The sequence below is a fragment of the Tropicimonas sp. TH_r6 genome (assembly GCF_033101155.1).
Taxonomy (GTDB): domain Bacteria; phylum Pseudomonadota; class Alphaproteobacteria; order Rhodobacterales; family Rhodobacteraceae; genus Tropicimonas.
On record NZ_JAWMPX010000011.1, the window covers coordinates 76,413 to 90,553 of the forward strand.

Genomic DNA, 14,141 nt, shown 5'->3' on the forward strand with positions numbered 1-14,141 from the left:
CAGTGTTGCGTGAGTGGATTACGCGCCGTTGTTGCACTCGCCGAGCGAGGCGTCGTCGCCGCCGAACATCGGGTGGTTCGGCTCGTAGGTGACCTGAGCAGCCGGGGTGACTTCGACAACCTCGAGGAGGTCGAATTCGGACTGCGGGTTCTCCTTACCCTTAACGACCAGCACGTCCTTGAAGCACTGGTGATCTTCGGCGCGGTAGAGCGTCTTGCCGTTGCCCATGCCGTCGAACTCGAAGCCTTCGAGAGCAGCGGCAACATCGCAAGGCGCGAAGGACTTGGCGCGCGTGACGGCGTCCGCATAGAGCAGGGTCTGCACGTAGCAGGTATGCGCAGCCTGGCTCGGCGGGAAACCGTACTTCTCACCGAAGGACTTCACGAAGGCCTTGGAGCCCTCATCCTGCAGCGACCAGTGCCAGTTGGTGGAGCCAACGATACCCTTGATGTTCTCGCCGGCACCGCGTGCCATCAGGCGGGAGAAGAGCGGAACGACGATCTCGAAGTTCTTGCCGTTCACTTCCTTTTCACGCAGGCCGAACTGAACCGCGTTGGTCAGCGAGTTGACCATGTTGCCGCCGTAGTGGTTCAGCACCAGAACGTCGGCGCCGGAGTTCAGGACCGGGGCGATGTAGGAGGAGAAGTCCGTGGACGCGAGCGGCGTCAGCACGTTGTTGACGGTCTCCCAGCCGAGCGCCTCGGTGGCGGCGGCGATGGATTCCTGCTGAGTCCAGCCCCAGGTGTAGTCCGCGGTCAGGTGATAGGCCTTGCGGTCGTCGCCATAGAGGTTCTTGAGCACCGGGGCGAGGGCTGCGCCGGACATGTAACCGTTGAAGAAGTGACGGAAACCGTTGGCCTTGCGGTCCTTGCCGGTGGTGTCGTTGGAGTGGGTCAGGCCGGCCATGAAGATGACGCCGGCTTCTTGGCAGAGACCCTGCACGGCGATCGCAACGCCGGAGGACGAGCCGCCGGTGATCATGATCGCGCCGTCTTTTTCGATCATCGACTTGGCCGATGCGCGGGCGGCGTCAGACTTGGTCTGCGTGTCGCCGGTCACATACTCGACCTTCTTGCCGAGGATGCCGGTGCCGTCGAGAACCTTCGAGGAGAAGGTGTTCAGCATGCCGCCATCGCCGCCACCGTTCAGGTGCTCAACGGCCAGTTCGTAAGCGCGCAGCTCGTCGGCGCCCTCATCGGCGTAGGGGCCGGTCTGCGGCACGTTGAAACCGAGGGTAACGCTGGAGCCCATCGGGTCGTTGGTGACGGCGTGTGCCGACGAGGTGAACATCGTCGGCAGCGCCAGACCTGCGCCAGCAGCGGCGGTGGTCTTGAGTACACCCCGACGGGTGAAATCCAGTTTGGTCATGTAGTCCTCCCAATGTTTTCTTGTCGCGCCGGGTGTCCTCCTCGCCGGCGCTTCCCGTCTAGCGGGTGTTCACAGTATCGGGGGCGCTTGTTAACTCTTGCAACAAATCCTTTGTAATATTGAATTTTTTTGTAAAGATATAGACACTCAAGCCGCCCATGTTGTAAATTAATCCTCACCGCAGTGCAGAAAGCCCTTGGGAAGGCAGTAAAAAGTTAATGGCACGATCCACGCTGACAGGCTCCCGTATTCGCGAAAGACGCACCATGCAGGGCCGCAAGCAGGCCGACCTGGCGCGTTCGGTCGGTATTTCTCCGTCATATCTGAACCTGATCGAGCACAATCGGCGAAGAATCGGCGGCAAACTCATTATGGATATTGCGCGGGAATTGGGCGTGGACGCCTCGGCGCTGACCGAGGGCGCCGAGGTCGAGCTGCTGAACACGCTGCGCGAAGCGGCGGCAGATCACGAGAGCGCGGCCGAGGATTTGCCGCGGCTGGAGGAATTCGTCGGCCGCTTCCCCGGCTGGGCGCGTCTGCTGTCGGACACGCGACGCCGCGCGCGGGAACTGGAGCATTCGGTCGAGGTGCTGTCGGACCGGATGACCCATGACCCGTTCCTGTCGGCATCGTTGCACGAGGTGATCTCGACGGTGACAGCGATCCGCTCGACAGCGACGATCCTTGCCGAAACCCGCGATATCGACCCCGAATGGCGCGACCGTTTCCATCGCAACATGGCCGAGGAGAGTGCCCGCCTGGCCGAGAGCGCCGAGGCGCTGGTGCGCTATCTCGACGAGGCCAGCTCGACCGAATTCGCTGGCTCGACCCCGCAGGAAGAGCTCGATGGCTGGCTGCGGACGCAGGGCTTCCATGTTGTCGAGCTGGAACGACACCTGCCGCCCGATCCGGAGACGCTGGTCAAGCGCAGCACCGGGCTGACAAGTGCGGCGGCGCGACAGATGGCGCAGGACTACCTGCGCCGCTACCGGCAGGATGCCGAGCATATGCCGCTTGCCGCTTTCCAGGAGGCCGCGCGCGCGATGTCCTATGACCCGGCGGCGCTTTCGGCCCGGTTCGGTGTCGATCTCGGCGCTGTGTTCCGCCGGTTGGCGACGCTGTCTGTCGAGACGGTTGGGGGTGAAATCGGGCTGGTGGTCTGTGACGGCTCAGGCACATTGACCTTCCGCAAGCCGGTCGAGGGCTTTCCGCTGCCGCGTTATTCGGCGGCCTGTCCGCTCTGGCCGCTTTACAGCGCGCTGTCGCGACCGATGGCGCCAGTGCGCAACCGGGTCGAGATGGGCGGACGGTCCCCGCGCGGCTTCGTCTGCTATGCGGTCTGCCAACCCTCGCAGCCGGGCGGGTTCGACGGGCCGCAGGTGCTGGAGGCGGCGATGCTGATCCTGCCGGAAGAACTGGCGGATCTGCAGGTAGCCGAGCCCCCGCGGGAGGTTGGGACCTCTTGCCGGATCTGTCCGCGCAGTGGCTGTGCCGCGCGGCGGGAGCCGTCGATCATGGCGGAAGTTCTCTAGTGTTCCGGACGGGCCGGTCGCGGCCTTTCCACGATGCTGGCCGCAGATTCTCTGGCTGGACGATCGGCCCGTGGAAACGCCAGAGTCTTTGCCGGAACTGCCTTGTTTTTCTGGCGACGACCTACTGTTCCCCCTTTCAACCGGCGGCCGCCATCTTGCTGCCAGAAACGCAAGCGACAGTCCTTGAATGATTTCTACTGATCCCGAATTGCACCGCCCGAAAAATAGTGATCGCGCGATTATCGTTGCCAGCTCTTTGGTCTTTCTTGCCCTCTGCGCCCTGTTCTGGGGCTTTGTTGCGGATGATGCCTATATCGTTGGCCGATATGCGCGCAACGCAGCCGCCGGGCATGGGCTTGTCTACAATCTCGGCGAACAGGTGTCGGCCCTGACTTCGCCATTGCATGCGCTGCTGGAGACGGCCCTGGCCTCGGTCGGGCTCGATCCGGTCAGGAGCTACCGGGTCCTCGCGCCTCTGTCGGTGCTTGCCGGTTGGTATGTCGCGCTGCGCCGGGTGGGGCTGGAGGGGCCGCGGCTGCTGCTGTTCACGGCCCTGTCGCTGTTTTCGCCATTCCTTGCGCTCTGGACGGTTGGCGGGTTGGAGACGGCCCTGTTGTCCTGTCTGGCGACATTGTTCGTCTCGCGCCTGGTTGTGCTGGCGCGGGCTGGTCAGGCTGGCCGGTACAGCTACAGCTGGCTTGGCCTGCTGGCCGCCCTGATGTTCCTGACCCGGTATGACAGCGTTCTTGTCACGGCGCCGATCCTGCTCGCGATTCTCGTGGTCGAGTTTCGCCGCGCCAGACTCTGGGTCGGGGCGGCTCTGTGCCTCGCATTGGTGGCGAGTTGGCTGTTATTCGCGGCGCTCTACTATGGCGATATCTTTCCGACCTCCTTCTACATCAAGTTCGCGCTTGGCGGGCGTGCGCCCATAGACAGCCTTTCGGCGCTTCTCAATTTCGCTGTCCTGTCGGGCCTGCTCCTGATCGCTTTCCTTGTGAAGCCCGCCGCGCTGAACCATCAGGCACCGCTGAGAAAGGCGATCCTGCGCGGGGCAGCCATCAGCGCCGTTCTCTTTCTCCTCTATGCGAGCCGGGCGTCCGGCCAGCACATGATGTTCGGCTACCGCCTTTTCATGCCCTACCTGATGGGGGTCAGCCTCGTCTGCGCGCTGGCATTGGCCACACCACGCAAAACCCTGTCGGCGCTCCTTCTGGGGTGGCAGGGGGTCATGGTCGCCATCGTTGCGGGCGTCGGTGTGAACCCCGCGCCGCTGACACGACTGCCGGGGCTGGACCGGGCCTATACCGAATACGAGTTCATCACGCCCTCCAGATATGGCGCGTTCATGGACATGCTGAAGGACGATGCTCTTGAGATCGCGGCGCATTGGAGCGCCACCGGCCATCAAGGGCAGCCGCGGATCTATTTGCGCACGGGGGGGACGGGCTATTGGCTGCCTGACTTCTACGTCTATGAGTCGCTGGTCTCGTACCGGCATGGATGCGGTGTCATGATGCCGGAATCCGTTCTTTCGGCCCATTACATGCAACAGCTCGACTTCAGCCGGACAGGAAGTTTCGTCGAGGATCTGGGGCGCAAGCGCGACGACATCGCTGACGATGCGCCGCTGTTATTCGCGACGGAGATGGATTGGATGGGGCTGCAAACGACCGGCTACCTCTACGGACCGGAGCCGCATCTGCTGAAACTTGGCGCCCGGGTCGGGGAGGGATGCTCCATGCAGGCGGCCCCTGCCAACCGGGATGGCTGACCGACGATGCCTTGTGGCGGCGTCAGGACGGCTCTGCGCGGTGGGTGGAGGTGTCGCGAACCGTCGGTCGCGGCCAGGGTTTCGAGCTGAAAGAGGCGTTTTGACACCGGAGGTTGAAGCGGCGATAGTAGCGCGGGGCAGGGCCAGGTATTCCGGCAATCTGCCTGATCGGGGGGGAACTGAATGGGCAAGCGCGTTTTGCTGGTCGAGGATGAACCAAACATCATCGAGGCAATCCGATTCATCCTGTCGCGTGACGGCTGGGCGGTCGAAACCCATTCCGATGGCGCGACCGCGGTTGACGCGGTTCTGGCCGCGCCGCCGGATGTTCTCGTTCTTGATGTGATGCTGCCGGGAAAGTCCGGTTTCGACATCCTGCGAGAGCTGCGCGCGGCGCCGGCGACGGAGGGTCTGCCAGTGCTCATGCTGACCGCCAAGGGCCAGCTGCGTGACCGCGAACAGGCCGAGCGCTACGGCGTCAACAGCTTCATGACCAAGCCCTTCGCCAATTCCGAAGTCCTCGAGACCGTGAACGCGCTGTTCGAGGGCGCAACGGGGGCGGCTTGACCCGCGGGCCGGTGGAACCGCCGGAGGGGGCGGTCTCCGGTCGACTGCCCGACGGTTGGGATGACTGGGCCGAACTGCCGCTGGAAGGTGACGAGCGGACACGATTGCCGGTCTTTCTCGGCCGCGAGATCTATCGTCGTCGCCGGATCATGGATGCCGCGCGGCTTCTGCCGGCCTTCGGCACCGCGCTGCTGCTGCTGCCGATGCTCTGGGCAAATGACCACGGTACGGCCGCCGGCGCGGTCTACACATTCCTGATCTGGTTCGGCTTGATCCTCGTCGCTGCCTTCCTGTCCCGCCGCCTCTCCGAACCGCTGCGTGACAAGGCGATGCCGAGTGCAGGTCCGGGGGAAGACGGGGGGCAGGGGACACGACCGGAAGGTAAGCCTGAAGCCCGGCCCGGCACGGGCGGAGAGGGCTAGGCGCATGTCCTTCAACCTGCTGGTCACCGTGTCGCTGGCCTATGTGGCCTTCCTCTTTGCCGTGGCTGCCTATGCAGAGCGACGGAGTCGGCGCGTCGGCGGCGCCTGGCTGCGCTCGCCGTTGGTCTACACGCTCTCGCTCTCGGTCTATTGCACCGCCTGGACCTTCTACGGCGCGGTCGGCTATGCCGCCCGCTCGGGGCTGGAATTCATCACCATCTATCTCGGCCCGACGCTGGTCTTCACCGGCTGGTGGCTGCTTCTGCGCAAGCTGGTGCGGGTCGGGCGCTCGCAGCGGATCACCTCCATTGCCGACATGATCTCGTCGCGCTACGGCAAGTCCGGCGGGCTCGGCGTGCTCGTCACCCTGCTCGCCGTCATCGGCACGACACCCTATATCGCGCTCCAGCTCCAGTCTGTCACGCTCTCCTTCGGGGTCTTCGCCGAGCCGGATTCCGAGTTCTGGGACCCGGCCAACCCGGCCTCGACCGGGCTCTGGGTTGCCGCCGGGCTGGCGCTTTTCACCATCATTTTCGGCACCCGCAACCTCAACGCCAATGAGCGTCACCACGGCGTCGTCATGGCCATCGCCGTCGAGGCGGTGGTCAAGCTGGCGGCCTTGCTCGGCGTCGGCATCTTCGTCGTCTGGGGCATGGCGGACGGTCCGGCAGACATACTTGCCCGTATCGACCGCTCCCATATTGCCGACTGGGACATCGTGCCCACCCGCTGGGCCGGGCTGATCTTCACCTCCGCCGCCGCCATCCTCTGCCTGCCGCGCATGTTCCAGGTCATCGTGGTCGAGAATGACGACGAGGCCCATCTCGCCGTCGCCTCCTGGGCTTTCCCGCTCTATCTCTGCCTGATGAGCCTCTTCGTCGTGCCCATCGCCGTGGTCGGGCTCGAAACCCTTCCCGACACCGCCAATCCGGATCTCTTCGTCCTCTCGCTGCCGCTCAAGGAGGAGTGGCACGGGTTGGCCACTTTCGCCTTCCTCGGCGGTTTTTCCTCGGCGACGTCCATGGTCATCGTCGCGGCACTGGCTCTGGCCACCATGGTGTCAAACCATATCGTCATGCCGGTCTACCTGCGCTCGCGCACCGAGGGCGCGACCATGGCCGGCGACATGCGCAGGGTGGCGCTGCAGGCCCGCCGCTTCTCCATCGCCGGCGTGCTCACGCTCGGCTATCTCTACTACCGCTATTCCGGTGGATCGGCGGCGCTGGCCTCGATCGGCCTGATCTCCTTTCTCGGCGTGGCACAGGTCCTGCCGGCGCTGCTGGGCGGGCTGTTCTGGCGCGGCGGCACCAGCGCCGGCGCGGCTGCCGGCCTGATCGTGGGCTTCGTCCTCTGGGCCTATACGCTCTTCCTGCCGAGCTTCGGCCCGGGCGGCCCGTTCAGCGTCGGGATAATGGAGAACGGTCCCTTCGGCCTATCCTGGTTGCGGCCGCAATCGCTCTTCGGCGTCGAGGGGATGGACCCGCTGATCCACACGCTCTTCTGGTCGATGCTGCTGAACACCGTGGCCTATTGCTGGGTCTCCATTGTCTCTTTCCCGACGCCGCTGGAGCGGTTGCAGGGCGCGCAGGTGGTCAATGTGTTCGAGCACACGCTGGGTGCGCGGGGCTGGACGCGTGGCTCCGCCGAGGCCGAGGACCTGCTGACCATGGCGCAGCGCATCCTCGGCGCGAGCGAGGCGCAGGCCCTGTTTCACGCCGAGGCCGCGCGGCAAGGCAAGTCCGGCTACCTGCCAGAGACCACGCCGGAATTTCTCGACAGCCTGGAGCGCGAGCTTTCCGCTTCTGTCGGTGCGGCGACGGCCCATGCGATGGTCGGCCAGATCGCCGGCTCCTCCTCGATCCTGGTCGAGGACCTGATCCGGGTGGCCGACGAGGCCCAGCAGATCCTCGAATATTCCAACCAGCTCGAAACGCAGTCGGCCGAGCTTGAACGCACCGCGCGCCAGCTGCGCGACGCCAACCAGAAACTCACCGAGCTGTCGATCCAGAAAGACGCCTTCCTGAGCCAGATCAGCCATGAGCTGCGCACGCCGATGACCTCGATCCGCGCCTTCTCGGAGATCCTGCGCGAGGGCGAGATGGATGCGTCCGAAAGCGGCCGGTTCGCCGGGATCATCCATGACGAGGCGATTCGCCTGACCCGGTTGCTCGACGATTTGCTGGAGCTGTCTGTGCTCGAAAACGCGCAGGTCAGCCTCAGCGTCGGGCCGGCGCGCCTGTCGGACTTGCTCGACCGCGCCATCGCTGCGACGGGCGAAATGAGCGAGGTTCGTCCTGACGGTGCGCTGGCAATCAGCCGGGACAAGACGCGCGAAGAGATCGGTCTGATGACCGATGCCGACCGGCTGACACAGGTTTTCATCAACCTCATCGGCAATGCGCGAAAATACTGCGATGCCGCTGACCCGAAGCTGAAAATCCGTGTCCGCAAGGCCGACGCTCGTGCCGTGGTGGACTTTATCGACAACGGATCCGGGATTCCGGCGCGCAGCCAGGATATCATCTTCGAGAAGTTCTCCCGGCTTTCGGACCAGTCCGCGGCCGGCGGGGCGGGGTTGGGTCTGGCGATCTGCCGAGAGATCATGGCGCGTCTGGGCGGCAATATCGAATATCTGCCGGGGCAGGGGGGCGCGGCCTTCCGTGTCAGCCTGCCGCTGGCCGAGGCGCGTGGCGCTGCCGGAACGGCAGGTTAGCTTTTCCCTCCAAATCGCCGGAAGTTAACCATTTCCCAAGGGAGTTCTGGTCAATCTGCAGCAAAGTGACCTGTGCGCCGAGGGTGTGCGCAAGACGGGAATTTGTCGAATGGCCGATGCGGCCCGCAAGAGAGTATTGAGACGAAAGGTGGAGGCGGGGCGCGAGTCCGCCCCCGCCAATCGTGCCGTGCTGCCAGCCAGGGCGCTCTCGACCGCATTGAGCAAGGCGGCGGAGGCCTCGATGGAGCTGGCAATCTCGGCGACGAGTTCATCGGAACGAATCGCCTCTCTTCCGGATCTTCTCGAACGGCTGCCGGAGAACGGTCTGCTGGCCGTTCTGGAAGGTCCGGAAGATGGCCAGGGCTTGATGGCCTTCGATTTCAACGCGCTTTCGGCGGTGATCGAGAAGCAGATGACCGGGGCTGTCGGGACGTCCCTGCCGCCGTCGCGCAGGGCAACGCGGACCGATGCCGCGCTCGCGGCGGATCTGATCGATGCGGTGCTGCAGCGCTTCGAGCAGGCTCTTGCCGGGCGGGACGAGTCCCGTTGGGCAAGCGGATTCGGCTATTCCAGCCATGTCGAAGATCTGCGCCCGCTTGGCCTGTTGCTGGAAGAGATCGACTATCGGATCTTCGGCCTGTCCCTCGATTTCGAGATGGGGACCAGGACCGGCGAGATCCTCCTTGCCCTGCCCGCGGAGGGCCGCGGCACGGTGCAGATGCCTCAGGACGAGATGTTTGGAGACGCTGTCGACTCGGATCCGTTCTGGTCGCCGAGCCTGCAATTGCGCGTGCTGGAGGGAGAGGTGCAACTCGACGCCGTTCTGCACAGGTTCCACCTTCCGATCTCTGCCATCAGCGAGTTGAAACCCGGGGACGAGATTCCGATCCCGCTCACCGCGATCGACAATGTCCGTCTGTCCGGAGCCGAGCGCATCCCGCTCGGTCGGTGCCGCTTGGGCAGCAGCCAGGGCTTCCGGGCCCTGCGGCTCGGCGCCGATGGTGCAGGTGCTGGTGCAAGAGGCCCGTCGCTCGTGCACAGCGCTGCGCTAGCGCCTTCCGGTTTCGATGATGGCCATGCAGACGGGCTTCCCTCGCTGCCGGACCTTCCGGGACTGGGTCAGCCAGAGGATGGGCTTCCGGATCTTGGCGGAGGAGGGCTGCCCGATATCAGCGGTGGAGGCCTGCCCGATATCGGCGGCGGACTGGGTCAACCGATGGCCATCGGGGCGATTGGCGACGATGACGGATTGCCAGATATCGGCCTGGGTTAGGGGCCTGCTGCGCAATCGGGGCACGTCCGGTGGACAAATCTCAGAGATAGTGCAGCGTGGACAGCGTTCGATGCCCGTGTTCTGAAGCGGCCGCGCAGGGGCTGCATTCCAAAGAATTCCGGACCGGGCAGACCTCGTTCGCAAAACGCCGCATTTCTTGCCAGTGGCGTGCAGAAAATCGATTGAGGTCGCTCCGGAAGGGCATGGCCCCCGTCCCTGAGACGGTGCGCGTCAAAGGGATCAGCCGGCCGCAGCGGCCTCGAGTTGAGGGCGCAGGGCCGCGAGCGGATAGCCTGCGCGGTTTGCGCATTCCAGCAGATCTCCCACCGGCTGGCTGCGTGCCGAGAGAAACATCCAGACGATGGTGGAACGCGTTCCGGAGGCGCAATACGCCAGGACCGGCCCCTCCGCATCCGCGATCGCATCACGTTGTCGGATGATGTCGCTGGAAAAGCTGTCTCCCTGCGCCAACGGAATCGCGACGAATTCGAGGCCCGCCGCTTCCGCCGCCAGCCGGACATGTTCGGACCGGAGACCGTCCACGACCTCTTCATCAGGGCGGTTGCAGATGATCCGTCGGAACCCGGCCGCGGCGATCGCGGGAATGTCCTCGGGCGTGATCTGCGGCGAGACAGCGTATACATCAGTGAGCGCGCGAATATCCATGTGCCTGTTTCCGCTACCGGCGCGCGGAAATCAACCCGGCTTTTCGGGTTGATTTGCGTCAAGGACCGAAGCGTCGCGCAGGCCTAGCCTGTAAGGCCAGCAAAGGTGAGGAGAAGGCTATGGTCGGTACGTCCGAGCGCAAGGCCCAACTGGAGGCGCGGTTGAAGGTGCTGGAGGAGAAACTTTTTGAAATCGGCGCCGAACTGGACAGCCACCAGTCGCGCGATTGGGAGGAACTGGCCATCGAACGCGAGACCGACGAGGTGCTCGAGGGCGAGGGGCGCGCGGGTAAAGTCGAGATGGCGGCGATCCGGGCGGCACTGGTCCGGATCGACGAGAACACCTACGGCGACTGCGTCCAGTGTGGTGACGATATTGCCGAGGCCCGGCTGGATCTGCTGCCATTCACGCCGCTTTGTGCCGACTGCGCCCGCAAGCTGTCGCGCTGACCGCATTACCCGGCGGGCCGCCCTTGTCTTCCGGCTGGCGGGACGGTTTGATGCGGTCGAATTGGCGAGGCGAAAGGCGGGGCAATGCTGTCGGGGATCAGGCTCGAAACACTCGGCACGGTGGCTGTTGCCGTGCTCGAGACCGGACCCGGACATGCACTGGGTCTCTCCGCGCGGCGAGCGTTGATCCGGCTCGCGGGGGGCGAGGGGCTGGAGGCGGAGATTGGCGCATTGGTGCTGTTTTTTGCCTCAACGGTTTCGGTCACGCCGGAACACGCGGCGCACCCTGCGGCGGATGATGGCTTGGCGGCCGCTTGCAAGGCTCTGGAAGATATGGAAATTCCGGTTGTTCTCGGCGTGGCGGGAGACCTCAGTGGGCCTGGGGCCGAGCTTGCGCTGGCGGCCCATTTCCGGCTGGCGGAAGAGGGCGCGGTGCTGGCCTGGCCGGAAGTGCCGTTGGAGCGCCTGGCAGGGGGCGGCGGCACGCAGCGTCTGGCCCGGGTTGTCGGGGCGGAGCGGACGCTGGACTGGCTGGGCACCGGGCGGTCTGTGACGGCGGCGGAGGCGGTCGAGGCCGGACTTCTGGATGGTGTCGTTTCCGGGGAGCTGGTCGACGCCACGGTTTCGCTTGCCCAACGTCTGGCGGAGGCTGGCGCGGGGCCGCGCCGGAGTTCAAAGCGGACAGAGGGGCTTGCCAATCCTGCGGCCTTCCGTGCGGCTTGCAGGGCCTTTCGGGACGGGGGGCTCGGCCCGAAAGCGGGCGCGCGGGCGCAGTTGGCCGATTGCGTGGAAGCAGCCCTCATTATGCCGTTCGAGGCGGGGGTTGGATTCGAAATGGCCGCAGCGGCGGCCCTGTTGCAGTCGCCGGCCGCACAGGCTCTTGAGCATCTGCGCCGGGCGGAAAAGGCCGCTGTCCTGCCGCGCGGAGACGCGCCGCCGAAATCTGTCGCGCTCCATCAGGTCATGATCGAGGACGCGGCGCTCGGGTTCCTTGTGGCAGGCTGCTCCGTGACCTTGTCGGAGGAGGACCCGGCGCGGCTTCGGGCGTGCCTGTCGGAGATCGGGCTGCAGCTTGCTTCATTGGTCGCAAAAGGAGAGATCTCCCCCGAGGCCCGCAATGACTGCCTGTCGCGGCTCAGCAGCGCGAGCGGTCCGGCCGAGCTGTGCGGCTGTGAGCTTGTCCTTTTCGGAGCGGACGTCCGTCCGTCGGCGCGCGATCTGTCGCGGCTGAAGCGGGTTGGCCTGTTGGCGCCGGGGCTTGGGATGACAGGCCGGAGTGCTGAAGCGCAACTTGGTCCCGGAGCGGTCGGGCTCTTTGCAAGCGCCCCCTGTGCGGCGGGCGGGATTGTCGAAATTCAGCCGCCAGCGCAGGGGAAGACGCAGGATCTGGCGGGCCTTTCGGATCTCCTGACGCAGATGGGATCGTTGCCGGTTCCGGCGACGCCGGGGGCTGGCGGTCCGTTGATTGGCCGGCTTTCGGTGCGGTTTCTCGAAACCGGTGAACGTCTTCTGGAAGCGGGAGCGACACCGCGGCAGGTCGACAGCGCGCTGGAGGCGGCGGGCCACGAGACCGGGTTGTTCCGAAGAGTGGATGCGATCGGTCTGCGGCACGTGCTTGCGCAACGTCAGGCGGAAGCGGAACATCGAGATCCGCGGCAGCGCTATGTCACGGTGCTCGACCGCCTCTGCGCGGCCGGGCGGCTCGGACGGAGCGCGGGGCGCGGGTTTCATGACTATCCTGAAGGTATCCCGGAGGGGGTCACCTCGGCGGGTGTCGAGGCCCTGATCGATGCGGCGCGGGCGGATGCCGGGCTGACCGCGCGCTCCGTCTCGGCGGAAGAAATCGTTCGGCTCTGTCATCTCTCGATGGTGCTGGAAGGGCTCCGCATGCTGGCGGAAGGCAGGGTAGAGATGGCTGGCACATTCGATCTGCTGGCGACGATCGGGCTGGGCTATCCGCGTCGGCTGGGCGGGCCGCTCTTCGAGGCTGGCCGGGAGGGATGGGGCTCGGTGAAGGCGGCCCTGCTTGCCCTGGCCGAACAGGAGGATGCGCGTTTCTGGGCCCTGCCTGAGACATATGATCGGGTCGTCGCGGATATGCTTAGTTAGGAGGTCAGACCTTTGCGGGCTGTGGGGGGCGCATCCGGGCGATCTCATTCTGGCCATAGAGACCACAGCAAGCATCGGATCGAGAGGGGGCGTCGTCGGTCCGGCGCCCGGGCCACTCGGCTTTTCGGTCTGGGGTCGCGAGCCGGCTTTCTCCGGTCGAAAGATCCCAACACGGGCCGTCTTAAGCGAGGAAGATCCCCAGTATCACCATCATCAACCCAAGCGAGGAGATCGCGAGCGAGCCGAGATTCCAGGCCACGACCTTCTGCAATCTTGCCCGCATGGTCTCGTCATCGAGCTGCTCCCGTTTGGCGCGCGCCACGGCGATGACGCAGTAGATGATCCCTGCCATGCCAAGCAGCGACACCGCCGCGCCGATCCAGATCAGCATTTCCATCTTCAATCTCCCTCACCGCGTGGCCCAGCTGCTATCCCCTCGCGCTATCGCCTTGCGCGACCGGTTGCAACTGGCCTTGCGGGGGGGAGCGGTGATGGATAGATCAGGGGCTTGTCGAAGAAAGTTTCAGCAACAGCGAAAGGCGCGGGCAGGCATGAGCGACATTCCCAGCGAGACCGGCAGTTCGTCGGATGCGACCTACAAGGTTGCGGCAGGCGAGCTGCGTCAGTTTATCGAACGGTACGAACGGCTTGAGGCCGAAAAGAAGGACATTGCCGAGCAGCAGAAGGAAGTGATGGCGGAAGCCAAGGCGCGCGGTCTGTTTTACCACCACTAAAACGTTGCGTGAGTGAGTAAACAATGGGTTACGCAGGAACGCGTGACCTTTAGTGTTCTCTGGAACTGCAGAATACACAATCCGAAGGAGCATCGCTGACAATGGATCAGGAAACCACCCAAGATAGCTACAAAGTCACTGCAAACGAGTTGCGGCAGTTCGTCGAGAGGATTGAGCGCCTTGAGGCAGAAAAAAAGGACATCGCCGAACAGGTCAAGGAAGTCTACGCCGAGAGTAAGTCACGTGGGTATGATCAAAAGGCGCTGAGAGCGATTGTAAGTCTTAGAAAGAAAGATAAGGATGAGGTGGCTGAACAGGAGGCCGTTCTGGAAATGTACAAGGAAGCTTTAGGGATGGCGTAGCTGCTGATCCATGATTTCCAGTTGCTCGGTAATTGTTAAGCTTTGAAGATGGGCTTCGTTTTTGAAACGGATATGCCAAGCAAAGCTCGCGACGTGTCGAGCTATACCGACGTCCCAAAAAACGGTATCACTCTGTCTGTTACCGAACATGCAATTTGCCTTGATCCTTTGCGCT

At 64.3% G+C, this 14,141-nt stretch carries 12 protein-coding genes and 1 pseudogene; 10 read left to right on the forward strand and 3 right to left on the reverse strand.

Annotated features, from left to right (window positions below):
- Nucleotides 1-18 precede the first annotated feature (18 nt).
- Nucleotides 19-1,368 carry a substrate-binding protein gene (locus R3X27_RS12515; RefSeq protein ID WP_317709199.1) on the reverse strand — a complete coding sequence of 450 codons (1,350 nt, stop codon included), beginning with the start codon at nt 1,366-1,368 and terminating at the stop codon, nt 19-21.
- A gap of 218 nt (nt 1,369-1,586) precedes the next feature.
- Between R3X27_RS12515 and R3X27_RS12520 the strand changes: the two genes are divergently transcribed.
- The 6 genes from R3X27_RS12520 (at nt 1,587) to R3X27_RS12545 (ending at nt 9,646) form a co-directional block, all read left to right on the forward strand.
- Complete coding sequence (locus tag R3X27_RS12520; protein WP_317709200.1) at nt 1,587-2,900, forward strand: short-chain fatty acyl-CoA regulator family protein; 1,314 nt, start codon at nt 1,587-1,589, stop codon at nt 2,898-2,900.
- A 187-nt stretch (nt 2,901-3,087) separates the two neighbouring features.
- Nucleotides 3,088-4,671: a hypothetical protein gene (locus tag R3X27_RS12525; RefSeq protein ID WP_317709201.1), complete on the forward strand. Its 1,584-nt coding sequence runs from the start codon at nt 3,088-3,090 to the stop codon at nt 4,669-4,671.
- Between the two features lie 183 nt (nt 4,672-4,854).
- Complete coding sequence (locus R3X27_RS12530; protein WP_317709202.1) at nt 4,855-5,238, forward strand: response regulator; 384 nt, start codon at nt 4,855-4,857, stop codon at nt 5,236-5,238.
- A complete protein-coding gene (locus R3X27_RS12535; RefSeq protein ID WP_317709203.1) occupies nt 5,235-5,660 on the forward strand; it encodes a hypothetical protein in 426 nt (141 codons plus the stop codon). The genes R3X27_RS12530 and R3X27_RS12535 overlap by 4 nt, the downstream gene beginning before the upstream one ends.
- Nucleotides 5,661-5,664: 4 nt before the next feature.
- A complete protein-coding gene (locus R3X27_RS12540) occupies nt 5,665-8,373 on the forward strand; it encodes an ATP-binding protein (RefSeq protein ID WP_317709204.1) in 2,709 nt (902 codons plus the stop codon).
- Between the two features lie 109 nt (nt 8,374-8,482).
- Nucleotides 8,483-9,646, forward strand: a complete 1,164-nt coding sequence (locus tag R3X27_RS12545; RefSeq protein WP_317709205.1) for a FliM/FliN family flagellar motor switch protein — start codon at nt 8,483-8,485, stop codon at nt 9,644-9,646.
- Between the two features lie 240 nt (nt 9,647-9,886).
- On the opposite strand, the gene R3X27_RS12550 is transcribed toward R3X27_RS12545, so the two are convergent.
- On the reverse strand, nt 9,887-10,312 hold the full coding sequence (locus R3X27_RS12550; RefSeq protein ID WP_317709206.1) for a TIGR01244 family sulfur transferase: 426 nt from the start codon (nt 10,310-10,312) through the stop codon (nt 9,887-9,889).
- Between the two features lie 119 nt (nt 10,313-10,431).
- Here R3X27_RS12550 and R3X27_RS12555 point away from each other — a divergent pair, with 119 nt between their 5' ends.
- Entirely contained in the window at nt 10,432-10,761 is a 330-nt protein-coding gene (locus R3X27_RS12555) for a TraR/DksA family transcriptional regulator (protein ID WP_317709207.1), read from the forward strand.
- A gap of 84 nt (nt 10,762-10,845) precedes the next feature.
- The gene (locus R3X27_RS12560; RefSeq protein ID WP_317709208.1) at nt 10,846-12,870 is read left to right on the forward strand and encodes an enoyl-CoA hydratase-related protein; all 2,025 of its coding nucleotides are present in this window, start codon (nt 10,846-10,848) and stop codon (nt 12,868-12,870) included.
- Nucleotides 12,871-13,051: 181 nt separating this feature from the next.
- Here R3X27_RS12560 and R3X27_RS12565 read toward each other — a convergent pair whose 3' ends face one another.
- The gene (locus R3X27_RS12565; RefSeq protein ID WP_317709209.1) at nt 13,052-13,267 is read right to left on the reverse strand and encodes a hypothetical protein; all 216 of its coding nucleotides are present in this window, start codon (nt 13,265-13,267) and stop codon (nt 13,052-13,054) included.
- Nucleotides 13,268-13,421: 154 nt separating this feature from the next.
- Between R3X27_RS12565 and R3X27_RS12570 the strand changes: the two are divergent.
- A pseudogene (locus tag R3X27_RS12570) lies at nt 13,422-13,586 on the forward strand (DUF2312 domain-containing protein); the annotation flags it as partial.
- A 119-nt stretch (nt 13,587-13,705) separates the two neighbouring features.
- Nucleotides 13,706-13,966: a DUF2312 domain-containing protein gene (locus tag R3X27_RS12575; protein WP_317709210.1), complete on the forward strand. Its 261-nt coding sequence runs from the start codon at nt 13,706-13,708 to the stop codon at nt 13,964-13,966.
- Nucleotides 13,967-14,141: the final 175 nt, after the last annotated feature.